Source organism: Vibrio sp. OPT41, from assembly GCF_015163595.1.
GTDB classification, from domain to species: domain Bacteria; phylum Pseudomonadota; class Gammaproteobacteria; order Enterobacterales; family Vibrionaceae; genus Vibrio; species Vibrio alginolyticus.
In genome coordinates this window covers 33,441-59,055 of record NZ_JADDYH010000019.1, presented here as the reverse complement: position 1 = coordinate 59,055, position 25,615 = coordinate 33,441, and the positions used below count along the sequence as shown (strand labels likewise).

Below are 25,615 nucleotides of genomic sequence, written 5' to 3'. Positions count from 1 at the left end.
TCGATTCCAATAACTTTGATTGCCGACATGATGGCACCTCCCAATATTCAGCGACATAGCTGAGTGTAGTGCAGGTGTGGGGCGTACCATCTTATTAACGTCTTTAGGAAAATTGAATATAAGCAACTATCAAATAACTACAGGTGCGGCAACATGAGTTTGGAAGTGCTAGTGCGATGAGCGAAATCGCAATAGTAAAAAGGCTTTGTTTAGATACAGATTATTAAATACCATTACTTTAAATACCTAGACAAGGATGTTGCACGTAGACCTCTGTCGTCATAAGAGAGCCTTCAAAAACAACATCTGATGAAAACACCATTCTCCAAAAACTTTGTGTACTGCCACATATTAAAATTGCAACAGCACACAAAATAGTGTTAATACCAGTGAATATCTACACCTTCATCAAACGCTATCAAACCATTGTGGGTCGCCAAAGATGGAATAGTCACACTGGTGAGTTCATTGCCAGCAAACGCTTCACTTTGAATATCGAACACTGATTCTGGGATAGTTACGCTGGTAAGTCGGTTATTCCGGAACGCTTTATAACCAATGAAGGACACTGAACTTGGTATAGTCACCTTAGTGATCTTATTATCAGCAAACGCCTCCGGTGCAATGGTATTTACCGAATCTGATATAGTTACGCTAGTGAGATTATTGTTACTAAATACCCCATGGCTAATAGTGGAAACCGATTCTGGGATGGCCACACTGATAAGTTCATTGCCAGCAAACGCCTCACGCCCAATGGTGGTAACCGAATCTGGGATGACCACACTGGTTAGTTCGCTGCTAGCAAGCGCCCTACGCTCAATGATGGTCACCGTATCAGGAATAACAACTTCTTTTCTTGCCCCACCATAGGAAATAACAACCTTCTTATTCTCGGTGCCATCCTCATTACGAGCAAAAATAAAGCCATCTGATGGTGCATTATTAACTGTGGATAGTGCATTGCGATTAAATGCACCTAAGCCAATAGTAGTCAACGAATTTGAGAGGGTCACGTTGACAAGCTGGTTGTCAGAAAACGCAGCCTCTCCGATAGTTCTTACTGAATCTGGAATGGTCAAATTGGTGAGTTTATTATTACTAAACGCCCTATCCTCAATAGAGGTCACAGAATCTGGGATAGTTACGCTAGTCAGTCGGTTGTTCCGAAACGCCTCATTCTCAATGGTATTCACTGAATAAGGTATAGTCACATTGGTGAGCTTGTTGTAAGCAAACGCCTTTTCACCAATGGTCGTCACCGAATCAGGCATAGTCACACTGGTGAGCTCATTATCAGAAAACGCGCCACGCTCAATAGTGTTTACCGAATCTGGAATAACAATTCCTTTTCTTGAACCACCATAGGATACGACAACCTTCTTGTTCTCTGTGCCATCATCATTACGAGCAAAAATAAATCCATCTGATGCCGCATTGTTAACTGCAGATATTACATTACCATTAAACGCTCCATTACCAATAATGGTCACAGAATCCGGGATAGTCACGCTGATGAGCTGGTTGTTAGAAAATGCAGCCCCCTCAATAGTGTTCACGGAATCTGGGATAGTCAAACTGGTGAGTTTATTATCACTAAACACCTTCCAACCAATAATGGTCACCGAATCTGGAATGATCAAATTGGTTAAATTATTGTAACTAAATGCTTCCCACCCAAGAATATTCACGGAATCTGGGATAGTCACACTGGTGAGTTCATTGCCAGAAAAGGCCCGATGTCCAATGGTGGTTATCGAATCTGGAATGGTCACGTTGGTGAGCCTGTTGTGAGCAAACGCATCATCCTCAACGGTAGTTAAAGAACTAGGTATAGTCACACTGGTGAGCTCGTTATCAGCAAACGCCCCCTGGCCAACGGTGGTCACCGAATTTGGAATGTTCACACTAGTAAGCTCATTATCAGCAAATGCCCTCTCACCAATGGTGGTTACCGAATTTGGAATGGTCACACTAGTAAGCTCATTATCAGCAAATGCCCTCTCACCAATGGTGGTCATCGAATCTGAAATGGTTACACTAATGAGCTTGTTGTCAGCAAACGCCCCTTCACCAATGGTGGTCACCGAATCTGGAATGGCCACACTGATGAGCTTGTTACCAGCAAACGCCCCTTCACCAATGGTGGTCACCGAATCTGGAATGGTCACACTGATGAGCTTGTTACCAGCAAACGCCCCTTCACCAATGGTGGTCACTGAATCTGGAATGGTCACACTGATGAGCTTGTTACCAGCAAACGCCCCTTCACCAATGGTAGTCACTGAATCTGGAATGGTCACACTGATGAGCTTGTTACCAGCAAACGCCCCTTCACCAATAGTAGTCACCGAATCTGGAATAGTCACACTAGTGAGCGCGTTATCAGCAAACGCCTCCTCACCAATAGTGGTCACCGAGTCTGGAATGGTCACGCTGGTAAGTTTGTTGTGAGCAAACGCATTATCCCCAACAGTAATCACAGAACCTGGGAGCGTTACACTAGTGAGCTCATTGTAAATAAACGCATAGTCTCCAATAGTAGTTATCGAATCTGGAAGGGTTATGCTAGTGAGATTATTATGACCAAACGCGCTCTTATCAACGGCAGTCACCGAATCTGGAAAAGTCACACTGGTAAGATTGTTGCCCTCAAACATACCGAAACCAATGGTAGTCACCGAATCAGGAATAACAATCTCCTTTCTCCCTCCGCCAAAGGAAACAACAACCTTCTTGTTGTCAGTACCATCATCATTACAAGCAAAGATTATGCCATCTGATGGCGCATTGTTGAATGTGGATATTGCATTACCATTAAACGCATTAGAACCAATGGTGGTCACCGAATCTGGGATAATCACGCTGGTGAGATAGTTGTCAGAAAACGCTGAACCCTCAATAGTCGTCACAGAGTCTGGGATGGTCACACTGGTAAGTGTATTGCCAGTAAATGCCCCCCAACCAATAGTGGTTACCGAATCAGAGAGACTCACGTGGGTGAGGTTGTTGTCAGCAAACGCAACTTTTCCTATGGTGGTCACTGAATTAGGTATAGTCAGGCTGGTGAGTTTGTTTCGAATAAACGCGTCATCCTCAATGGTGGTCACAGATTCTGGTATAGTCACGTTGTGGATCTCATTATCGGCAAACACACTCTCGCCAATAACGGTCACCGAATCTGGAAGGATCAGGCTAGTAAGCTCGTTGCGTTCAAACGCACTATCCCCCAATAGTGGTCACAGAATTTGAAAGGGTCAGGCTAGAGAGCTTGTTTCCATAAAATGCTTCCTTACCAATGGTTGTTACCGAGTCTGGAATGATCAAGCTAGTTAGTTCGTTGTGTTGAAACGCCCAATCACCAATGGTAGTCAACGAATTTGAAAGGGTCAGACTAGAGAGCTTGTTTCCATTAAATGCATCCCTACCAATGGTGGTCACGGAATTTGGAATAGTCACATTGGTCAAATTGTTGTAACTAAACGCACTCGCACCAATAGTAGTCACTGAATCAGGGATAGTCACGCTGGTGAGCTTGCTACGTCTAAACGCATCACGCCGAATAGTAGTTACCGAATCTGGGATGATGACATCTGTTTCGCTACCATTATAGTCAATAATTACTGACTTGCTTTTTGTGCCATACACCAACCCTTCTGTTGCTTTTTCACAGCCAGTAAGAAAGGTTAAACAGAGCAAACTGCCCAGGGTCGGGCAGATTACCCTCGTGAATCTTGTTATTGATAATGACATACCTGTTCTCAGATTTATATTTATTTTCTGTGCGAATGCATAAAACATTCACATACGGTCAGTTTTATCTTGGGTTAAGAGGATGATAGCAATACTTATTGCGACTTATCATTCCCAACAAGTTGTTTAAACAATTTCACTACTAAAAGAAGCGGTTTGACAAGCAAAACAACTATATAAAAGGCTTAAATCTTGTTAAGTTTCATTCTATCGCAGTATTTTCGTAGTATAAAACACACGCTTTTAGACTTTTTAGATTATTTAATCTAACGAATTTGGGGTAGAGCCCTCTTAAAACCATCACATCCACAAAGTACCACGAGCAAAATTAAGCTTGAGGGGCGAGCCGGCATAAAAGTTGAAATAGGAGTAAAGAACCTCATCAAAAGAGCTTTTGGTATAGTTCCTGATTTCGCAAACTTTACACCGAATTGATTATATATTGGATGTATTTTTTATCTGACTATAGCTACGCCTTATCGAAGCTAGGAACGCACAAGAAGAGTTTTATGTAATTTATACTTCACAAACAATTTCTCGTAGGTATTTGTGATAGGGTCTACCGTTTTTTAGTACCAGAATTGTTACAAGTCAGACAGCAATTATTGCTTTTAAACTCAGAACCTTAAAAAGCCCTGAGCAGAAGTGCTAGAACAGTAACTTAAAAACATAGCTATTTATTCAAATCTTGTGTAGTAACCACTTCGCTTACCCAAATAGGCATGAAGTCAATGCCTCCAGCGGCAATACCACGGCACAAACCTGTATTACCATAACTCGCACGAACCATTTGTTTGCCATCAAACAACCAGCTTTCAAAGCTCCAGCAATCCCCCAATCCTCGGTCTTTATGAGCGGAGGAAACAATGCCGTCAGAATAGTCATTACCATAGATGTTAAGACGTTTAGGCACAGCAGCATCGCCTTCTCCCAACAACCAATAACTTGAACCATAGTTATAAGCCGCCATCCAACAGGACGCCTCAATCAATGATTGGCCATTATTAAGCTTTGCAATAGCAATTGACGGTGTTTCTTCAAACAGTCTATGGCACTCGGAACTGTCTCCGTTAGACTGATAGCTAGCACGAAGCTGTGGTAACAATTTGGCATATTGGGCAGATTCTGGCTCAAGTGATTTCATCATTGCATCGCCGCCAACATTCACAAGTGTGGGGATAGCCACAGCAAGATTCACCCTAGACTCAGCGCCTTGACCTTTTGCGACAATAGCAAACGGAGTATTCTGGCGCCCCTGATATTCATCCATCCTACGAAACACGGCACTGGCACCGCTACCAGACAGTACCCATTTAGTTTTACCATCACCAATTTCAATAAGTGCATCTTTAGTCACTACTGCAAGAATGGCCTGAACCTGCATGGATGTCATGGCGTCATGCTGTATCGGGCCCAACTCTAGGCCATCGATATAAAGATTTATCTGCTCAGGCCAATGGTCAAAATCAGATTCATCCCCTAAATACACTTTGCCCGTTACTGACGCTGCAGGACCCGCTTTACGAGTAAACATCACAGCAACAGGATTGAGACTGCCAATATTTGAATAGCCAGCCGCCCGGCAGGTCCCTGTATTATCACAAGCTAGATACCAATCTTTGTGTTGAAAACTCTCTCCCTCAAAAGCGCTGACAGAAAAAGCTACCAAACCCAATGTACATATTGTACTTCTAATACAGAGCATTAGCATATTCCTCCAGTTCAGTTTTAATGAATAAATCATTGTGCCTCCTTTGCTACTTCTATTTACCAGTATTAAAAATTCCGTATTCTTATGAAAACATCAATTTAGAATTATTTATTAGAGCGAACCAGAAAAAAAATTTAGTCAGTTACCCCAGTTCATCAATAGTTAAAGGAGTGGTTCCATATTTTTTAGTAATTAACTTTCTTCGCTCCATTAATAAATGATAATAAACAACCATAATAAATTATTAAGTGGATTTAATTTTCATAATTACTCACCTATATATAGTACCTTTTTCTCCCATTTTATAACCTAAAGTAAAACCCAAACTTTTAACAGGCTTTACTTTATAACTCTGAGCCGAACGTAGTGCTTTATCTATATCTTTTTTCGTTAGTTTTCCAGAGATTTCTTTGAACTGTTTTTCTGCGTCTGGATGTTTGTTTTTTTTTGCCCAGTAAGACCATTTAAACGCTTCAATTAAATTCATCATCCCATTTTCATCATCACGATATAATTGCGCAAAGCCAAATTGAGAATATGGGTCATTGTATTTAACCCCCACGGAATACCACTCTATTGCTTTATCTATATTCTTATCGCAACCCAGGCCATATTGGTACATATACCCAATTTTCCCCATCGCAACGCTTGAACCTTCGTTTACTGCACTATAGTATTTTTGGATGGCTTCTTTATAATTTACAATGTTGTACTTAGTTGATGAATAAATGTCACCAAGTAAAACTAATGCGTAGTGATCCTTCTTGTTGGCAGCAGTCTTAAGCCACTTAAGAGCCTCGTTGAAATCGTAATGGTCACCATCCAGATAAGTGTGTCCAAGAAGAAGCATTGCGTCCGTGTCATTCTGATCTGCTGCCTTGTGTAGCCAATGCATCATCATTTTAGGGTTAGAGTACTCTTTGTCCATAGTATAAATCGCCGCAAGAGTTTTTTGCGCTTCTAAATCTCCAGACTCTGCTGCAATCGTGTGCCATCTCAACATTTCTGCTGAATCTCGACGAAAGTGTCCGTTTCCTTCATAGATTATGCCTAAAATAGCAGCGCAATCTACTTCTCCGTCAGCATATGCTTCCGTCAACCATTTGCTAGCTAACCGCCAATCCTTTTTAAATTTTTCACCACTAAAATACAGGTAGCCAAGTTCTTTCTTTGCCTCCGAGCTTCCCTTCAACGCTGCCTTCGTTAACCAATTTACTACTAGCTTTTTATTATACTTAACACGCCTTCCATGATAGTAACGTCTCGCTAAGATAATTTGAGCCACACTAGACCCCTTTATCGCTAAGTATTTAAGAATATCAATCGGCAACGCAACAACAAGTAATTTATAAATAATATTGAATGTTATTTTTAGCCTGAACATAACTCTTTGCAATAAATTAACATCACGTTTTTTCATTGTTATCTAAATTTCTCCAAGGTTAAATCCTCCGAACTTAATATCAAATTTAATAGTTATTAGTAATATTGAACTTCAATGTTTACTTGTATTTTTGTTCAATTTGGTAAATACAGGTAAGCATCAGTCGATGATAACCAAAAATTGACCGTGTTTGTGTTGGTTTCACTATGCAAGATAACTTTTTTTTCAGGCAAAAACACGTCAGCAACATATAAGTGAGTAAAAACACTCTGTAGAAAAGAAACACTATTGAGCTAGAAAGTACAACGGGTAAAAATACAATCGTGTTTGGTGTACCACCAGCACACCTCTGAATATGTATTTGTAACTTTTTCAAATTTAGTAAGTCATGATATTGCAACGTTATTTGTGGACACCAGCGTAATGGTTAAGATTGCACCTTTTAAAAGGTATGATCAAAGTGGGTAAGTGCCGTTTCATTAAAAAGCACAGAGTAATCATTGCTGCCCAGATATCAGGATAACCCCGCCACCCAAAAACGTAACTTTGAACAGACAAATACCACAGTGAGAGTTTGAATCGCCTTAGGTTACATTTTATGAGGGCAAACGAACGCACCAGATTTTGTAAGGTGTTTTATCTAGTGGGCAAGCTAACATTCAATTTCTAACTGAGCTTCCGTAAGTTTCTCTCACTACTAAAGCTTCTCCTCCTCCTTCCCTTTTCCCACACTTTCAACGATACTCTTGCGCCTTATTGTTCAGTTGGAAAACTTCATGCCTCAAGCTAACTCCGTTGTCGTACTCGACTTTGAAACCACAGGTCTGTCTCCGAATATGGGTGATCGCGCGATTGAAATCGGTGCGGTTAAGATCGTTGATGTTGAGGTGATCGATAGTTTTCAGCAACTTATGAATCCTGGCTTTCGTGTGAGCTCATCCATTGAAGTTTACACAGGCATTACCAATAACATGCTGCGCACAACGCGTCGTTCGATAAGCGCTTTCTGGATGCGGAACTGGAGCGAATTAACTGCGGTTATTCTGGCAAGTTCGCGTGTTCTTTATTGGTGGCACAACGCCTTATTCAAGATGCGCCGTCACACAAGTTGGGTGAGTTGGTTCGTTATAAGAACATTGAAAACGACGGTGTATTCCACCGCGCGTTAGCCGATGCACAGGTAATGGCAAAGCTTTGGTTACTGATGGTGGAAGAGCTTGAACAATCGGGCATAGCAGCGCCAAGCTTCAAGCTTATGCAAACGGTAAGTAAGACAGCAAAAGGAAAACTGGAGCAGTTGCTCTCTAAAAATCGGTTTTAACCACACGAGATATAAACAAAAGTCGATTACTTTTGATAGGAATCGGATTATTAAATATAGAAAGTGATTGCTTACATTAAAGTCTATTTTTATGTATTTAATAACAATTGTTTAGTGCCATTTAATCTCAAAATTTTGTTTGCCAGCTTTATTAGTCCTGGAAGGTGAATCATTTGTAATAAACTTGGAACTGAAAACATCAAAACAGCTTTCAATAGATTCCAAATAACATCGTAATCACCAGGAGTAAATTTAAAAGCTGACATTAATAAAGCCAGAACAATAAATGCATAACAAAAATTTTGAACAAACTCATCAGGATACCAAGAGTACGTTATTTTCGTTTTATTTTTATCTTGTCCTAGTTTACATCGAAGCTCCCCACCAATCTCTCGTCCTGCAACAATTGAGCTGAAGTTTATAAACTCACGAGTATTGAATAACCGGTCTTGATGTGCTTCAGAACTTCGAGAAGTTTTTCTTTTTACTATTAAGATATTTTCCTTTTTCTTAGTCAAGTAAGCACCTTCACTAGGATTATTCTCATTTAAATAAAAATAGTCAGTATTTTTTAACCTAGAAAGAATCTCTTCCATTGATTCTTCGCTATACTTTTCGCTTCTATAAAGTGCGTGGTTTATATTCATTACAATCTTGTAGCCTTGTGGGAACCAAATTTCACATCAACTAACTATCAAAACAGTTAGCAATTCAAATCAAGATGTAAATTCTAAACAAGGCTGACTAAAACACCACTTCCAAAGTGACCATTTTCATAGGCGAATTACCTTTATTTTAGTAAAGCTCCAAACTGTGAATATCACTCCGGCACCCTATCCGAAATTACCTTGCCGTCTTTGATGGTGATGATGCGTTTAGTGCGCTCTGCCAGAGCGTTATCGTGCGTCACGATGATCAATGTTCTGCCTTCGGCGTGGAGTTGGTTGAACAGAGCTTCGATCTCAGCACCAGATTTTGAATCGAGCGCGCCGGTTGGCTCGTCAGCTAGGATGATTTGCGGATCGTTGACCAAGGCTCTTGCAATCGCAACTCTCTGCTTTTGACCACCAGAAAGCTGGTTTGGTTTATGGTCTAAACGATCCCCTAGCCCGACTTGCTCTAGCAATTTAGCTGCGCGCTGGCGACGTTCTTTGGCTTTGATACCAGAGTAAACCAACGGCAGTGCCACGTTATCAAGCGCCGTCGCGTATTCCAATAAGTTAAAGCTTTGGAAGACAAATCCGATCTTTTGGTTACGAATGCCAGCCAGCTCATTCGCACTTAAACTTGCGACGTTTTGGCCGCCAAGTTGGTACTCGCCATCGGTGGGCTTATCTAAACAGCCGAGCATGTTCATCAACGTTGATTTGCCTGAACCGGACGGGCCAAGAATCGAAAGAAACTCGCCTTGATTAATGGTTAAGTCAACGCCGTCTAGCGCGCGAACTTCCGCCTCCCCGCTTGAGTAGTATTTACAGATGTTGGTCAGCTCAACAAGCGGCTTGTTCGACATGTTCTCTCCAGAGTTATTGTTGTTATTCACTTTGTAGCGCCTCCAACGGGCTGACTTTTGCGGCTCGGTTTGCAGGTAACCATGCAGATGCCACGCCAATGATCACTAAGGTGAGGATGACAATCGCGACAACGACCCACGACAACTCAGGGACAGGTTTACCCAGTTGTTCATAAAAAGCATTGCCCTCTAAAGGAATGGAACTGATGGCAGACACCAGCGCGTACGTCACAGCTAACCCAAGCGCGCCCCCCATCATCATTGTCAATAAAGACTGCACTAAATAGTGCATACGAATGGCCGTTGGGGTTGCACCGACTGCCATGCGCACGCCGATATCACGCGTAGATCGCTTTACGGTGGCATACATCACATTGGCAATGCCGACGCCAGCAACAGCTAACGTCACGAAGCCGATAATGCCAAGAAAACTCTGCAAACCTATCAGAAACTGCTGCATACTCTTTTGTTTAAGGAACATATCATCGACTTGGACGACCTGTTCATCACTGACACTTGCCCCGTGCTTACGGGCAATCACTTGCCTGATCGTCTTTGCTAAGGCTTCTCGGTCTACATCGGCTTGTGGTTGCACATTGATGCCACCAATTTCACCGTTGACATGAAATCGCTTCCACGTCGCTAACGGCACAAAGCTGGAATAGTTGATAAGATCCCCCAGTTCTATTTGAGCGCTGTTTTTCTCCAATACGCCCACAACGGTGAACTCCTCATTGCCGATTTTTACCTTTTTCCCCACAGGGTTGACTTGCAATGTGACTGTCGCAAACCAACTAAAGTCCTCATTCGGGTTGAATAAGTCGGCTGCCAGTTCATAACCCAGTACAACGACTTTGCGCGTCTCTTTTTGATCGAGTGGATTTAACCATCGTCCCCCCGCCATCGGCACCAAATTGGTCATGGATTGAAACTCGCTCGTGACCGCTAAGGGCTCTTGCCATGAGCTTCTGTCACCAACGGTGATACGCTCTTTCCACTTCGCAGTTGGCGCAACGCTTTTTACATCGGGTAATGCTCGAACGATCTCTGAATCGTCCATTTTTAACGTCAGAAATTTACCTTGGTGAAAAGCACCGTGGTCGACGGTGGCCATCCCTCCGGTCAAATAGATCAAGTTGCCGTTACCATTTTGTGCGGTTTTCAATACGCCCTGACGAATACCCTCACCTACCGCCAACATAGCAGCGATACAGAGGGTCGCCCACGCTACTGCCAGAATGGTCAAACCCAGTCTCAGCTTTTCTGCCGCCATTTCTTGGAAAATTTGTCTCATCGGTAACAGCATGACTAGGCCCTCGCACTCAAAGCAATGACTGGCGTGAGACGCGATGCTCGCCTTGCTGGGAAATACGATGCCATCAATGCCAAGATAAGCGTCACAAGTAAAGACCAAGCAATGGAATCTGGCGTGATCACAGGTAAACCAATCCATTCCGGTAATGCCATGCTGCTTAGGACAGACACCACGGCATACGAAAACATCAGACCTAATGCCGTGCCCACAGCTACCAAAATAAGCCCTTCAAGAATAAACTGACTGAGTATGGATTTTTGAGTCGCCCCGATCGCCAAACGCACACCGATTTCACGCGTGCGCTCCGTGACGGATAAAAACATGATGTTGGCAACGCCAAGCGCACCGACCGCCATGGTCATCGCACCGCTCGCTCCGAGAAAAATCTGAATGCCACGCAAAATTCCACTGATGACCGCCGCACCTTCACTAAAATCGGGTAATTCGACCGCATCTTTATCACTTGGGTCAAAATGAAGCTGCTTGGCGAAAAAGTTCACGATATTTTGTCGAAACGACGGTGCATCCATCCCGTCTCTCGGCTTCATCAATACCATCCAAGGTTTCGCATCCCACAAATCGCGGTACGTTGTTTGAGGAATGAAAACCGTGCGGCTATCGCCGAATGAAATGCCAGTGTCCTCACCAACGGTTATCCCAATCACCAAAAACGGAATGCCGTTGACTTTGAGCCTATCCCCGATTTGGATTCCGCCCATTTGCGCAATTTGATCGCCTAACACCGCCACGCGAGTGTGGTTGTCCATATCACTTGGTGACAGATTTCTCGAACCGGATTGCAGCTTGCGTTGCATTAAAGGAAAGTAAGACGTATCAATACCGCTGACCGTACTCGATAAGTTCTGTCCTTTGAGATTGGTGATATTCGCATCCCATTTGGCGTAAACGCTTGACGCCTGTTGCACGAAGCCTGACTGTTTGATCATGTCGACTTTTTCTTGTGGAATATCAATTTGTCGTCTTGAAGCTAACCCTTGCCACGGTTTACTGGTACTCGACGGAAACACCACTTGCACATTGTTGATCATAAATGAAAACGACTGGGTCTGATGGCGATAAAAGCCTTCGCCAAGTGCGATTAACACCACCACAGAGATCACGCCCCAAGCAATCGCGATAATGGCCAGCACGCTCTTCATGCGGTGCGCCATCAACGTTTGCCAAGTTTGTTGCAATAGACTGCTCATGAATGAAAAGCTCGAGAGAGCAACGCCATGGTATCGTCATCGAGTTTCCCTGCGGTTTGCAGTAAGCCGATTCTCTTACGCCAGTAGCTGTACAAGTTGGTTTGCAGACTGTTTTTCGCCTCAAACAAGCTGTTGTGTGCGCTGATAACTTCCGACACTTCAAGCAGGCCAGCGTCGTAAAGTTTCTCTTTGCTTTGCAACACTCTGGCGCGCGACTCAACCAGCTCGTTCGCTATCAAAACTTGATTCCAGTTGATATCGACCTGCGTAAACTGCTGAATAACTCGTTTCTGAATATCAATTTCCACTCTACGCATATCTTGCTTGGCGCTTAAAATGTTCAACGATGCTTCGTCCACTTTCGCTCGCACTGCACCATTGAGATCAATCGGCAAACTCAAACTAATCCCAGCGTTAAACTCGCCGTTTGAACGATTGTCACCATCGCTGTAGCCCACACTGCCTTTGACGGTTGGGTAGTATCCACCTTTAGCTGAATCTTTCGCGAACTCGCTCGCTTTCACCATCTGCGCCGCTACCAACAGCTCTGGACTACTGTCTTTCGCCAGCTTTAGCCATTGCTCCTGAGAGTCCACCAGCATCGGAGGCTGAATTAAAGAATCCGTTCGAATTTGGTCGACACTCTCCGGCATTTGATTAATTAACGCCGCAAGCTCTGCTTTTTTCACTTCGAGATCGGCTTTTGCATTGAGGATACTTGCTTGCTCAGAGACTTGATTCGCTCGCATCTCTTCAACATCAACCGACTTCACTTTGCCTGCTCGATAGCGTTTCTCAATGATGTTGAGAAGTTCCTTCCCCTCCTCCAGCTTGGACTGCGCCAATTTGAGGTCGCCCTGTGCGCTTGCCACATCTAGGTAAGCGGTGAGCAACTTCTGCGCAAGCTCGTTATGCGATTGAGATAGCTCTAACTGTGCTTTGAGATAATTGGCATTCGCTTGATCCAGTTCCGACCACAAACTGCTATCCCAAATAGTTTGAGATAAGGTAGCGCCGTAACTGTTGGAATGGCTTGAGGACTCATTCCAATCCGCTGACGCACTGGCACTTAAACCCGGTAATAACGCACTGCGGCTACTCTGTACGCCAACCTCGCCAAGCTGGACGCCGATTTTCGCTTTTTCGTAATTTGGATCGTTCTGCTTTGCTTGTTGCCAAGCTTGTTCAATAGAAATTGCGTAGGTCGGCAAACTGAGCGTGGCAGCCAACAATGCAAAGGCGATTTTTGATCGTTGCAGCTTAACCATACGCCGCTCCCATCATGCTGTTGTCGATAACCTCTTCATCAAGCTCCACGCCGTCAAGCACTTCGACATTGATGCCATCTGACAGACCGAGTTTCACAGGTTGTTTATGAAACCCTTGTTCTGAGCTGTCGGGGATCAGAACATTCGGTGCGTCACCATCAAATTGCAGAGCGCGCTCCGGTAGAGTGAGCACGTTTTCAGACTTCTTCAGAATGATTTGAGCCGTCGATGAAAAACCAGAACGAAGCAACACATCTTGTGGGATCTTGAGTTCTCCCACTTCAACCTCAAAACCGTTATCAAAACTTTTTGCAGAAGCATTGCCCTCTGGTGAGTTAAGGTTCTCAGATTGAATCGCCACTTTGGTTAGCACACCAGAAATCGCCACATCAGGATAAGGCGCAACCGTCAACATAACGGGCATTCCCGGAGACAACTGCGCAGCATCATGCTCACTGACGCTACCTTTAAAAATCAGACTGTTCATGTCGGCCAATGACATCATTTCAGTCGCGGCTTGGCTTGATTGAGTCGAGATGATCGGCTCTCCGACCTCAACTTTCTGGTTGAGTACCGTGCCATCAATTGGCGCGTAGATCGTCGACGTTAAACGCGCATCACCGATAGACGCCTCACCACTGCGGATGAGTTCGAGATTCTGGCGCTTTTGCAATACGTCCGCTTGCGCAGATTTGACTGCCGAGCGCGCACTTACGTATTCGTCGTAGTTACTTGGAATAATGTCCTGCTTGACCAAGCTTTCTAAGTTGGACAGTTTTTGTTTGGCGGATTCCAGATCGGCTTCACTACGCATGAGTTCTGCCGATGCATCCGTTAATGCTTGGGGGGTTGGGTTTGGACGCACTTTGATCAGCGGCTGGCCTTGCTTCACCTTTTCACCAACTTTCGCGTAAATTTCACCGACGATACCGTCGATTTGTGACTTGATAGACACGGAGTGTGCAGGGACAATTTTACCAACAGCCACCGCTTGTTTTTCAATCGTGCCTTTTTCCACAATCAATGTAGGCAGTAATTCTGGTTGAGCGGAAGATTGGAGATAGAAATACGTACCACCGCCGAGCAGCGCAATGCTCACAGCGGAGACAAGCCAACGTTTCGTCATTATTTATTCCAACAATTATTGGGTAGTCTAATGACTACTCCTAAAACACAAAGTTGAAGGAATAATATCCTGCTTTAATAGCGGTATGGTTGTCACAGTTGGTATGGTTTTGTCAGTCGCCTCTGACAATCAAAGACTAAAAAATCTCGACGAATCATTCAGCAAAGACGCTGTCTACGATGGCGACTAACATGCTCTGTAACCGCTCGTTTCAACCGCCACCCTTTTCATTCTGAACAATGTGCAAAATGGCGCTGTTCTGTATCCAAGTGAGCAGCTGTTTCTTGAGCGTTTAATATGTTCTCTTGATTAGCCCCAAACTCAGCCCCCGTTCCAGGCCAATAATATGTATCTTTATCACGACATAGTGTGAGAATGACAGGATCATTGTGTATATTGGGCTCATCTCCTAGCTCGCCATACATACTGAAAGTAATCTCAGACCCAACGTCTCCACGAAGTTTCTGAATCACTTCTGCTTGAACTTTAAAGAGAACATCTTCCTCGTGTTCAGCAAACTTTTCAAAACCTGTAATTTTCACCACTGCAGAATAGGGCGTTTGAAATATCGCATCTTTGAGTACCTCATTCTGAGAGTACACTCCCTGTGAAGCACAAGCTGATAAGCTCACACAGCCTAGCAAACTTATAAATTTCTTCATGTTTAACTTTCCGTTCCTGCTAAGGCAGAGCCTTTTGTATATACAGGTAAAGTACCTTTTGTTTCATCGTAGTTACTCGGTACTACGAACTTGTCCCAGACATCAATAGAGTACTTTGCTATATTGACTTGGTTGCTTTGGTTTCCTCCTAACATGTACAAATGCCTACCATCAGGGCTCTTTCCCACGACAAAAGCAACATGCCCACCACCTTTTCTCGATTTAATCCCTAGAGCTCCATGTATAGGTTCTGAGATGTTTTTACCAAAACCCTTCCACTCCTTTGCTCGATAAGCTTCTTTTACTGGAGTGATTCCGTGTTGTTTAAAAACCCAAGCGGCAAACGAACCACACCAAGCATTTTGACCTCCAGAGTCATCAGTGCCCCAGAACTTAGATGCTGTAAAATACTCTAAAATCCTTGGATTGGCCTTAGTGCCTGAAACTTCTTTTTGTCCAATTTCTCCCAACGCTGTTTTCATCCAAGGCACTTTGGTTACTAGTTTTTGAGCATCATGAGGATCATTTTTCACTGAACTATAGGATGGTAATCCATTGAGCTTACGATGAGTTCTACCATTTACATCGATCCGACCATCTGGCTTTACCATATAAAGTAGCTTACGCTGACACACTTTTATTGCCTCTACTGTTTTCGACAAATGAGGACTCCGCCCTAACGAGCCATCAACAACCAACAGTCGGGTAAAACCTATTCTCTTTTGGTTATCATTTAAAAATTGTTGAACTGCTTTAACATCATTTTTCGAATTAGTGCCATTTATACCAACAGAGCCACGGATTTTTAATCCCATTCTCGTTACCTTTATAACTAATCATATAATTAAGAAAGTACGCTTTAGCGTGACAACAATAAAGATAAAATGTTGTTTTATACGATTAGCCATACGAGGGGAATTAGGTGTTGAAAATATAGATTACAAATAAACTCAGCTCATATCACTAAAAACACCTATTTATCACCTTTTGGTCACGCTTCAAAGCAGGACAGCCAAGATGTTTTAAACCATGCGTATTAATAGACGAAAAAATGTTTATAAATGAACACTTAAATTAACATAGTAAAACTATCAATTACTATTTAAAATTTAAATAACACTTCCTTTTTAAAGGCACTCTATAATTAAATTTATCAAACTTTAATTTTTATTAAATTAAGCTTTAATTTATTAATCTGACTATTTAACTAATTTCATTTCAGTTAATTGTACTTTTTGGCATGTTAGCGAGTGATGGCGGCGCCAATAACACCGACCCATTTTCAGAAGGAATAACGGACGATAACCAATGGATTGTGGAAGAACCACACATGATGATTATTACCCTAGACCAAGTGTTGCTCGACTATCTACCCATCGGTTCAAGTTATGATGGCCCATACGTGATGTGGAATGGTATGCCATACGCACACATTATTATTCCCGTTAGAGCGAGAAAATAAAAAGAAAAAATCCGATACTCAATATTTTGAATATCGGATTTTTATAGCGTTATCGAGCTAACCAAACTCTCGCTAGTATTCCTATCGGAGTGGTAACGCCAGTTGTGACGGAGGAAATTTCACCATTTCTTAAAATATAAATGGTTGGAGTCACGCTAATTTTCCATTCACGCATAATATAGCTTGAAGGATCGTTTATGTTTTCAAAACGATATTCTTTTGCCCTCATAAACTGCGCCACACGCTCATTCGGTCCCGACGATCCAGAAACGCCAACTACGGTGTAGTCATCACTCAGCCAACTCACGCTTGGGCTTACAAATTTACAAGCGGGACACCAAGTCGCCCAAAAATAAACAACGACAGGTTGTTCATAACTTTGCGCGATTGCATCGAAGTGTTCGCCATCGCTCAATACTGAGCTCAATGGTGGTGACTCCTGTTTAGGAATATCTTTAGTGCGATACCAATCCATCGCGATAGAAATCGCGGTGACAATGAGCACCATCTGTACGATTTGAATGAGCCAATATCGGAATGTTCTACGCTGCTTTGTCGAACTCATTGAATGGCTCCCCCACTCGCTTGTTTCACCGCGCTTAAAACAACATCATCAGTCAGAATCACAGGTAACGGGATACCTTGTGGCGCCGCCGGGCCATAGACGATGTTAAACGGCACACCGTAACGCCCATGAGCTCGTAAAAAGTCAGTTACCGAGCCGTCCGGATGTGTCCAATCCCCTTTTAACGTCGCTACATTAGGGCTTTGCAGCAATGAGTAGACAGGATCTTGCCAGATCACACCGATCTTGTTCGCTTTACACGTGACACACCAATCCGCAGTGACATCCACAAACACCACTCGCCCATTATTGACGTGATCTTCAATCGCCGAGTTAGAAAGCTTCTGCCACGCTAAGTCCTCAGGAAGCGGTGTCGCCCATTGGTCGGCAGTGACACTACCAAGTAACAGGCCACCAGCTATCAACACTAATGACGCAGTTCCGGATACAGCAAGCGCTTTCTCACCATACACTTTCTTAACTCTTGCCATCATTACAACAAAAGCAACCACAGCGATAAGTGCAATCCATAACATCGGTACATGATTTGCCATTAATGAAAGTAGCCAAATGCTAGTCGCCAGCATCATTATGCCAAACACGATTTTAACGACATTCATCCACGAGCCAGGCTTTGGTAGTTTCAGCGCGATATTTGGAAACATAGCGACTAAGAGCCAAGGCAGTGCCATACCCAATGCTAATGCTGTAAAGGTTGCAAATAACGTTAATACGTCGGCACCCAAGGCAAACGCCACGGCCGTTCCTAGAAAAGGCGCGGAGCAAGGCGTCGCAAGCAATGTAGCAAACATACCTTGAACATAGTGACCAACTAGGGAGTTATCACCTTTCGAGGCCAGCCATGTATTGGTACCCGATGATAGACGGACTTCAAACAGCCCCAGCATATTGGCCCCAAACAAAGTGGTGACCAACACCATCAAACCTAAGAACCAAGGGCTTTGAAATTGCACGCCCCAGCCAATGGCATTACCTGTTAGCTTAAGCACCAAAATAAAACCAGCGAGAATCCAGAACGACGTTAATATACCAAGTGACGAGGCAACAAACTGAGCGCGAATTTGACGACGCTCGATACCTTGAGCGGCAACAATACTACTTAGCTTCATCCCCAAAACCGGAAGAACGCAAGGCATAATGTTAAGAATTAAACCGCCGAGCAACGCGAATAGAAAAACACTCGTTAGAGACGTGCTCGGCAACGGTTCAACTATTGCCTCAGCAGTTGCTTGAGTGGTTTCTTCTGCTAGTAAATTGGTGTCTTTGATGGTCACAAACAGCGACTGACCATCCAACTCCACATCGCCCAGCCAAGTATCAACGATATAGCTCGCGGTGACGATGTTTCCTTCTTGATACATTCCTTCAAGCTTGAAGCTATAGTCTCGCGTTGCTTCATCGACACCATCCACCAGCACTTGTGGTTGTTGCCAACCCTGACTGTTCTGTAGCTTGATTTGTAGTTTCGATTGGTTCGCATCCCAACTCGCCTGAGTAACATCAATAAACGGCGATGGCTGCGGCACGTTACTCACTGCTTGAGCGTAACTGAACATCACGTCTTCATCGACTTTTAGATCAGAAGGCAAGAACGTCAATTGAATTTGATAGTCGGTCAGCACACAAATCGTCGTACAAGAAGAAAGTGTCAGTACCGCATCAATCGTGACAGGTTTGGACATGTCTTCGACGTGCAGCGTCATGGGGAACAAAGTATCGCCTTTATACCCAAGAGTCTCGATACCTAATAGTTCGAATTTTTGTGGGTGCGGCCATTGCCAATCCACTTTGGATAAATTTTGTGAATTCTGCCAATCAATAGATGGTGCTACGCCGCCCTCACCAGGTGAACGCCAGTAAGTTTTCCAGTCCCCAGCCAACTTGACGTCCAGATAACCAGTGATTGTTTTGGCTTGCGGATCTTGTTGACCAGTGAGCACAAAGCGCGTTTGCACTGGAAGATGTTGCGGGTTGGTCAGCCAACCTGTATCAGTAGTTTGAGCTGAAATACTCAGAGAGAGCAAACTCAAAGCAAGCGTCATAAAAAACATGGACGCAAACTGAGTCAGTTTAGTAATTTGATTCATAGTGATTCCTAGTTAAAAGACAAAGGTGCTAAATAACTGACGCTAGTGGTCAGAAAGCACGCTTTTATTCTCGGAACACACAGAAAGTCAGATGGACTCGATACTTACGGCCTATCGGTTCCGTCCAATGTTGCACACCAATATAGGCACTGCACAACCAAATTGCCGAAGCAAAAAGACCGACAAACAGAACAACAATAAATACATCGAGTTGATGTTGAGAAAACTGAATTAACTTTTCAGACAATTCGCACTTGCTGGTTTCTTTAGTATCAATCGACTTGACGCTCGAACGCTCATCAGCAAATGAAACCGCGGGCGATTCCGTCTCATATTTCATAGAGCATGACGATGCAAAGCCTGAATTTTGCATCAGACACACAACGACCACCCAGCCAATAATCGCCAGTAGCCATTTTGCCCGCTTATGTGGCGTGTGATGTCGTTTAGTCAACAAACTCATAAGAATTCAGATAAAGTAAGAACGAAGAAGATAATACGCGAGTCGTCATAAAGCTCAAGTTGTATCCTCTAAATAACCTTAAGAGGCTTCACTCGCTAAGCTTTAATCTAGCCTGCCATAAATATATGCCAACTCTGCGACGGTTTTTGCCGAGAACTTCTTCAATAGATTGGCTCGGTGTACTTCAACCGTTCGCATTGCTATGCAAAGTTCGTCAGCAATACGAATGTTGCGTTTTCCTTCAATGATCAAACGTAAAATGTCTTTTTCTCTAGGTGTGAGCGATTCATAAGCCGATTTAGCTGCTGCCATATCGAGGTTTGTGGCAGACTGCGCCTGTCCCTGCAAAATGGCTCGTGCCAGTTCATCGCCTTTGACTGGTTTTTGGAAGAAATTGACCGCCCCAGCTTGCAATGCATCGACCGCCATCGGAACATCACCATGCCCTGTCAGATAAATAACGGCCAACGGGCTGTTGGCTTGATTTAAAACTTGGTGCACTTGCTGACCACGAAGGTTGGGCATTCGGCTATCAAGGATCACGCATCCGGCCTGATGAATGTTCACTTTATCGAGAAAAGATTGCCCATCAGCAAAAGTCGTCACGTTGAAGTCATGCTCTTCCAGCATAAAAGCGAGCGAGTCACGCACCGATTCATCATCATCGACTACAAAAACAGGTAGCTGCTTTTCACCGCTGCTCATTGAATGCTCCTATGCCTAGTTCAGATTAGTTTTGATATGGAAACACAAGCTCAACCAAACAACCATGTGGTGCTGTCGAGCTGATGACAAACTCGCCACCATGCATTTCCATCACATCGCGACAAATGGCTAACCCTAGCCCAAGCCCTTCTTCTTTGCTACTCACAAACGCTTGAGTCGGATTCTCTTGCTGCAACCCTGTACCATTGTCTAACACTCGAATAGAGAGTTGACTGATTTGGTAATCGCAATGCAGGGCAATTTTACCTTGATAACCTGATGAGTGATATTTCTCTTGGAACAAAGTACACGCATCAATCGCGTTGCTGATCACATTAACTAAAACCTGTTGTACGCCAACTGCATCGACAAGTAACGGACGAATGTTCCCTTCTGTACTGGCCACAATAGAAATGTTTTGCTTCTGCATCCGAAAATGGAGTAACTCAATCGTGTCATCAATGAGTACTTGAAGATCGCACGACGTTTTGTCGACACTGCGCTTGCGAATCAACGTTCTTAATCGCTGAATAATTGCATCGGCTCTTTCAACTTGGCCCTGTATTTTCTCAAGCACAGGGACAATATCTTCATGAGGGCGCTTTTTGGCCAAGCGAAGTAAACCGCCTTCACTATAGTTGCGAATGGCTGCCAGTGGCTGATTGAGTTCATGGGCAAGACTAGTGCCGATTTCTCCGACAATCGCGACCCTTTGTGAATGTTCTAACTGTTCACTTTTCTCTTTTAATCGTAACGATGTCTGCTCCAACGCTTGCTTACTCTTGCTAAATCGATACTCAAGCCAAAAGTGGTACGCGTTCAACACAATCACAAACATGAACAGCGCCCATGCCCATTCTTGATGACTACGCAGCCAGCGTAGAGCCTCACTCCACCAGGGTTGTTGCAACGGATGGAGATCCAACGCCTGATAAAGTTTGTCGATGCTCAGCAAGCTGACGGGGGACGTCCAACCTGACGCGCCTGCCGCAATAACCGCAGGGTGTTCAGGTGGCATCGCTAACAATACTTGCGCAATCTGTTTGGCGATCTGAGCTGAGCCGCGCTCTGTTTTGGCAAATGACCAGTTAGGATAAAGCGGTGTGGAAACAGCGCATAACGAGTGCTCATTCGGCTGTTGATTTAAAACTCGGTAATTACCCGGTTGTAAAAGCCCTTCACTTAACATCTGTTCCAATAAACAAGCAGGGACGACGGCCGCTTCCACATTACCATCACGTAATTGATACAGGTTGGCATCAATAGGAAAACCAAGATAGCGGACATCGGAAAAGAAATCGTTTGGATTAAGCCCCATTTTGACTATTTGATAGCGCATCGTGAGGTAACCACCAAAGGCTTTTTCTGATACCGCCGCAACGGGACGTCCTGAGACATCTTGCACCGTTTGATAACTTGAATTGGCTCGAACCACAAGCGCCGAACCAATGCCGTAATTCGAGTTTTGTGGGGCTCTGCTAGTTAGCGTTGCCATCCACGACAGCGCGTATTGCCTGCCCAATCGCACTGCCTGACCTGGGTTGGTTAAGATGAAATTCATCTTCTGAAACTTCACCGCTTCGCCCATTTCATCCAAGTTAAGGGGATGAAGGACAAAATGCACATCGGAAATTTGCTGATTGAGCCAATCAATGGTCGGTTGCCATCTCTGCTCGGCATAAAGATGGCCGCGTATCGCTAACACGCCCACTTCGACTTTTTTCTTGACCTGTGGCTGCTCTGCTTTTTGCTCTTGCAGATCTGCTTGTTCAGAAACTGCGCCGTGAGCCAAAGATGCAAAGGCAACTAAGCAAAGAATCCAAAGCTGAAGCCACAGTGCTTTTTTCATGATGAGTCGAATCGTTCCGTCAAGAGAGTACGACAAGAATAACAGCTACCTTCCCTAAACCACATTTGTTTTAGATCAAGTTTGATCTGAGTATGTGGAAATCCACAATATAAGCCTCGCAGTGCATTTCTCACAATGGAATCAGTCAATTCAAATACAACAAAAAAAGCAGGTGAGTTATGGATTCCACCAAACGTCGCTTTCTCAGCGCGGTCACAGCCGGAGCCGCGTTAATTCCAGTCGCAGGCATTGGCACGGCAACTGCGGGAAACATTATTCGAAATAACCAGTCCGCTGACCGAAAAGGGCAAGTCGGCAAGCGTTATGCCATGGTGATAGATTTGCGTAAATGTGTCGGATGCCAGGCTTGCACTGTGGGTTGCAGCATCGAGAACCAAGCGCCAATTGGTCAATTCCGAACCACCGTAAAGCAATACGAAGTTACGTTAGATGATGGCTCTACAGCCACGCGAGAAGCAAAAGCCTTTATGCTACCGCGCCTTTGTAACCACTGCGACAACCCACCTTGCGTGGCAGTGTGTCCGGTTCAAGCAACCTTTCAGCGCGAAGATGGCATTGTCATGGTGGATAACAGCCGCTGCGTCGCCTGCGCGTACTGCGTACAAGCTTGCCCTTACGATGCTCGTTTTATCAATGAAGACACCCTCACCGCAGATAAATGTACCTTCTGTGCTCACCGTCTAGAACAAGGCCTATTACCTGCCTGCGTGGAAACCTGTGTTGGCGGAGCACGTGTAATTGGTGATTTGAATGATCCATCAAGTGAAGTTCGCCGCTTAATTGCGAAGCACCAAGACGATATCAAAGTGCTAAAGCCCAATGAAGAGACCAAGCCGCATGTGTTTTACATCGGCATGGATGAACGCTTCACCAGCCACATCGACGGGCAGCCAGCTATTTACGACCCACAAGGAAAGCGCGCATGAACATCACCGAAGTGTTAGTCCAACCTCAAGCAATGGCTTGGCTCCCGTGGGCGGTGCAGTACTTCTTTTACATCGGTTCTGCTTACGCTGCCGCTATTTTGTTCCTAATCGCCCTATTATTTGAGCAACACACCAGTCATCGGTTACGCGCCGCGCTGGTGCTAACGATGGCCATCGGCGCTATCGTAGGCCCGTTGGCGTTAACTGGCGACCTTCACCAGCCGGGACGAGCTTGGCATTTTTACGTGCACATCACGCCGTGGTCATGGATGTCTCTAGGCTCGCTGTTCCTGCCTGTTTTCTCAGGTTTAGCGGTAGTGACTGCATGGCTGTATCTCCGCGAGGATCTGATCAACTTACGTAATCAGCCAGGGAAAGTACTGCCTCTAATTTCAAAGCTGTCACTGGGTGACTGGGTGCTCTCTCGTAGAGTCATGCTTATGGTATCTGTTATCACGGTGCTATCAGGCATCACCATTGCAGTCTACACAGGCGCTGAAATTGCAGTCGTTAAATCGCGCTCTTTATGGCACCAACCCGCGTCGCCGGTTCTTTGGTTTGTCACTGCATTTATGAGCGCGGTCGGATTTTCTCTGTTGATTTGGCTCTTGCTGCCTAGTCAGTCAAAGACACTGACATCTGGCGATACTAATTTACTTAAAAAATCAGTGGTTACCAGCGGTGTATTAACGCTGATACTGCTACCGATTTGGGCATCCAACAATTCCGCATTTTCGCTCTATTCTAGCGAACAGTGGATGCACAACATTGCCCTGCTCACTTTTGTCGTTTTAGGTTGTGTTTTGCTCGCTTTCATCTTCTTGCGCGATACCAAAAAGTCCGCATCAGCCAGATTTCGTCACGTCATAGGGCTCAGTTTTGTGTCTGCTGCCGCACTGGAAAGTGCATGGCTGATTCGCTGGTTTACCATCATGGAAGTGCAAACCATCGCCAAGTTCGATGCAGGGCTGTATCCATACCAACTCACTATGGATGGAAATGGCTGGATAGGCATTATCGGCATGCTCGGATTATGGCTTGCACTGGCACTGCTCGGTTCGGAGCTGGTTCAGCCAAAACAAAAGATCGAAGTAAAAGCCTCATCACCCACCTTAACTGAACGCTAATCAAAGAGGATTTCATCATGGATAACAAACGCCGTCAGTTTTTGAAATCAGGCATTGCAGTTGGTGGGCTTGGCGCATTCGCTGCGGGTTACGCCACCACCACCAAACACATGGTCGAGGGTGCGCTCGAAGGCACTGCGGGAGAAAAAACGCGTGATATTCACCACGGTAACTCGCTTGAACCAGAGTACACGGTCAACAGCAAAGGCAACCTAATCCCTAATCCAAATCAGCGCGTTGCACCATCGATGTGCTTTGGTTGTTGGTCACTGTGCGGATTGCGTGTACGCATTGATAACCGCAACGACGAGATTTTGCGTATTACTGGCAACCCATATCACCCACTCTCTCATCAGCAACACATTCCGTTCGAAACGCCAGTCAAAGGTGCTTATTTAAGTTTGGCAGGAGAAGCGGGCCTTGACGGTCGTTCAACAGCATGCGCACGTGGCAATGGGATGCTAGAAATTCGCAACAGCCCGTACCGCATTACTCAGCCACTGAAACGAGTTGGAAAACGCGGCGAAGGAAAATGGATTACGATCAGTTACGAACAACTGATAGAAGAAGTCGTCGAGGGCGGTGATTTATTTGGTGAAGGTCATGTTGATGGCTTACGCGACATGCGCGATTTAACAACGCCCGTTGATCCTGAAAACCCAGAATATGGACCGAAAGCCAACCAACTGTTAATGACCAACGCCGGTAACGAAGGCCGAGACGACATATTCAAACGCTTCGCGTTCAACAGCTATGGTACGCGTAACTTTGGGCATCATGGCTCTTACTGCGGCTACGCATTTCGTGCTGGCAGCGGCGCATTCATGAACGATTTAGATAAGAACGCGCACTTGAAGCCAGACTTTGATAACGCGGAATACATCATCTTCATCGGTATGTCACCAGCTCAAGCGGGTAACCCTTTTAAGCGTCAGGCGCGCCAACTCGCCAATGCGCGAACAGAAGGTAGCTTGGAATACACCATCATCACACCAAGTTTGCCTGCTGGTTCATCGAGCTTGGCTGCCGGTGACAACAACCGCTGGGTACCAATCAAACCAGGCACCGACTCTGCCCTCGTGCTTGGCATGATCCAGTGGATCATCGAAAACCAACGCTACAACAAAA

Annotated in this window: 22 protein-coding genes and 1 pseudogene; 6 read left to right on the top strand and 17 right to left on the bottom strand. The window is 44.6% G+C overall.

Going from position 1 to position 25,615, the window contains the following annotated elements:
- Window positions 1-380: 380 nt before the first annotated feature.
- The 4 genes from IQP38_RS11165 to IQP38_RS11150 all read right to left on the bottom strand — a co-directional run bounded on the left by IQP38_RS11165 (window position 381) and on the right by IQP38_RS11150 (window position 6,884).
- Window positions 381-3,233, bottom strand: coding sequence for a leucine-rich repeat domain-containing protein (locus tag IQP38_RS11165; protein ID WP_193837576.1), 2,853 nt, complete (start codon window positions 3,231-3,233; stop codon window positions 381-383).
- Window positions 3,223-3,753 carry a leucine-rich repeat domain-containing protein gene (locus IQP38_RS11160; RefSeq protein WP_228010047.1) on the bottom strand — a complete coding sequence of 177 codons (531 nt, stop codon included), beginning with the start codon at window positions 3,751-3,753 and terminating at the stop codon, window positions 3,223-3,225. The genes IQP38_RS11165 and IQP38_RS11160 overlap by 11 nt, the downstream gene beginning before the upstream one ends.
- A 673-nt stretch (window positions 3,754-4,426) precedes the next feature.
- Complete coding sequence (locus IQP38_RS11155) at window positions 4,427-5,497, bottom strand: DUF1176 domain-containing protein (RefSeq protein WP_017633893.1); 1,071 nt, start codon at window positions 5,495-5,497, stop codon at window positions 4,427-4,429.
- Between the two features lie 238 nt (window positions 5,498-5,735).
- Window positions 5,736-6,884, bottom strand: coding sequence for a tetratricopeptide repeat protein (locus tag IQP38_RS11150; RefSeq protein ID WP_053304256.1), 1,149 nt, complete (start codon window positions 6,882-6,884; stop codon window positions 5,736-5,738).
- Window positions 6,885-7,624: 740 nt separating this feature from the next.
- Between IQP38_RS11150 and IQP38_RS11145 the strand changes: the two are divergent.
- Window positions 7,625-7,983, top strand: a pseudogene (locus tag IQP38_RS11145) (PolC-type DNA polymerase III); the annotation flags it as partial.
- Between the two features lie 48 nt (window positions 7,984-8,031).
- The gene (locus tag IQP38_RS27030) at window positions 8,032-8,169 is read left to right on the top strand and encodes a hypothetical protein (RefSeq protein ID WP_373896867.1); all 138 of its coding nucleotides are present in this window, start codon (window positions 8,032-8,034) and stop codon (window positions 8,167-8,169) included.
- A gap of 89 nt (window positions 8,170-8,258) precedes the next feature.
- Here IQP38_RS27030 and IQP38_RS11140 read toward each other — a convergent pair whose 3' ends face one another.
- The 8 genes from IQP38_RS11140 to IQP38_RS11105 form a co-directional block, all read right to left on the bottom strand.
- A complete protein-coding gene (locus IQP38_RS11140) occupies window positions 8,259-8,765 on the bottom strand; it encodes a hypothetical protein (RefSeq protein WP_155489406.1) in 507 nt (168 codons plus the stop codon).
- Between the two features lie 224 nt (window positions 8,766-8,989).
- A complete protein-coding gene (locus tag IQP38_RS11135; RefSeq protein ID WP_193837577.1) occupies window positions 8,990-9,682 on the bottom strand; it encodes an ABC transporter ATP-binding protein in 693 nt (230 codons plus the stop codon).
- A 22-nt stretch (window positions 9,683-9,704) separates the two neighbouring features.
- Window positions 9,705-10,988, bottom strand: a complete 1,284-nt coding sequence (locus IQP38_RS11130) for an ABC transporter permease (protein WP_017633888.1) — start codon at window positions 10,986-10,988, stop codon at window positions 9,705-9,707.
- Between the two features lie 2 nt (window positions 10,989-10,990).
- Window positions 10,991-12,205 (bottom strand): ABC transporter permease, encoded by a 1,215-nt coding sequence (locus tag IQP38_RS11125; RefSeq protein ID WP_017633887.1) that lies wholly within the window; start codon window positions 12,203-12,205, stop codon window positions 10,991-10,993.
- Complete coding sequence (locus IQP38_RS11120; RefSeq protein WP_193837574.1) at window positions 12,202-13,473, bottom strand: TolC family protein; 1,272 nt, start codon at window positions 13,471-13,473, stop codon at window positions 12,202-12,204. The genes IQP38_RS11125 and IQP38_RS11120 overlap by 4 nt, the downstream gene beginning before the upstream one ends.
- Window positions 13,466-14,599 carry an efflux RND transporter periplasmic adaptor subunit gene (locus IQP38_RS11115; protein WP_017633885.1) on the bottom strand — a complete coding sequence of 378 codons (1,134 nt, stop codon included), beginning with the start codon at window positions 14,597-14,599 and terminating at the stop codon, window positions 13,466-13,468. The genes IQP38_RS11120 and IQP38_RS11115 overlap by 8 nt, the downstream gene beginning before the upstream one ends.
- A 227-nt stretch (window positions 14,600-14,826) precedes the next feature.
- The gene (locus IQP38_RS11110) at window positions 14,827-15,261 is read right to left on the bottom strand and encodes a hypothetical protein (RefSeq protein WP_017633884.1); all 435 of its coding nucleotides are present in this window, start codon (window positions 15,259-15,261) and stop codon (window positions 14,827-14,829) included.
- Window positions 15,262-15,263: 2 nt separating this feature from the next.
- A complete protein-coding gene (locus IQP38_RS11105; RefSeq protein WP_017821644.1) occupies window positions 15,264-16,076 on the bottom strand; it encodes a TIGR02594 family protein in 813 nt (270 codons plus the stop codon).
- A 425-nt stretch (window positions 16,077-16,501) separates the two neighbouring features.
- Between IQP38_RS11105 and IQP38_RS11100 the strand changes: the two genes are divergently transcribed.
- Entirely contained in the window at window positions 16,502-16,723 is a 222-nt protein-coding gene (locus IQP38_RS11100; protein WP_017633882.1) for a hypothetical protein, read from the top strand.
- A 49-nt stretch (window positions 16,724-16,772) separates the two neighbouring features.
- Here IQP38_RS11100 and IQP38_RS11095 read toward each other — a convergent pair whose 3' ends face one another.
- The 5 genes from IQP38_RS11095 to IQP38_RS11075 all read right to left on the bottom strand — a co-directional run bounded on the left by IQP38_RS11095 (window position 16,773) and on the right by IQP38_RS11075 (window position 22,413).
- Entirely contained in the window at window positions 16,773-17,288 is a 516-nt protein-coding gene (locus IQP38_RS11095) for a protein disulfide oxidoreductase (RefSeq protein ID WP_017633881.1), read from the bottom strand.
- The gene (locus IQP38_RS11090) at window positions 17,285-19,396 is read right to left on the bottom strand and encodes a protein-disulfide reductase DsbD family protein (RefSeq protein ID WP_017633880.1); all 2,112 of its coding nucleotides are present in this window, start codon (window positions 19,394-19,396) and stop codon (window positions 17,285-17,287) included. Before IQP38_RS11090 ends, IQP38_RS11095 begins: the two co-directional genes overlap by 4 nt.
- 64 nt (window positions 19,397-19,460) lie before the next feature.
- On the bottom strand, window positions 19,461-19,859 hold the full coding sequence (locus tag IQP38_RS11085) for a hypothetical protein (RefSeq protein WP_017633879.1): 399 nt from the start codon (window positions 19,857-19,859) through the stop codon (window positions 19,461-19,463).
- A gap of 102 nt (window positions 19,860-19,961) precedes the next feature.
- A complete protein-coding gene (locus tag IQP38_RS11080) occupies window positions 19,962-20,564 on the bottom strand; it encodes a response regulator transcription factor (RefSeq protein WP_017633878.1) in 603 nt (200 codons plus the stop codon).
- A gap of 25 nt (window positions 20,565-20,589) precedes the next feature.
- Entirely contained in the window at window positions 20,590-22,413 is a 1,824-nt protein-coding gene (locus IQP38_RS11075) for a sensor histidine kinase (RefSeq protein WP_017633877.1), read from the bottom strand.
- 179 nt (window positions 22,414-22,592) lie between these two features.
- On the opposite strand from IQP38_RS11075, the gene dsrO reads away from it, so the two are divergent.
- From dsrO to IQP38_RS26380, 3 genes are all read left to right on the top strand, one after another.
- Entirely contained in the window at window positions 22,593-23,360 is a 768-nt protein-coding gene (dsrO, locus tag IQP38_RS11070) for a sulfate reduction electron transfer complex DsrMKJOP subunit DsrO (RefSeq protein WP_017633876.1), read from the top strand.
- The gene (nrfD, locus tag IQP38_RS11065; RefSeq protein WP_193837573.1) at window positions 23,357-24,487 is read left to right on the top strand and encodes an NrfD/PsrC family molybdoenzyme membrane anchor subunit; all 1,131 of its coding nucleotides are present in this window, start codon (window positions 23,357-23,359) and stop codon (window positions 24,485-24,487) included. Before dsrO ends, nrfD begins: the two co-directional genes overlap by 4 nt.
- Window positions 24,488-24,504: 17 nt before the next feature.
- On the top strand, window positions 24,505-25,615 hold a 1,111-nt coding region (locus IQP38_RS26380), incomplete at its 3' end, for a molybdopterin-dependent oxidoreductase (protein WP_228010046.1).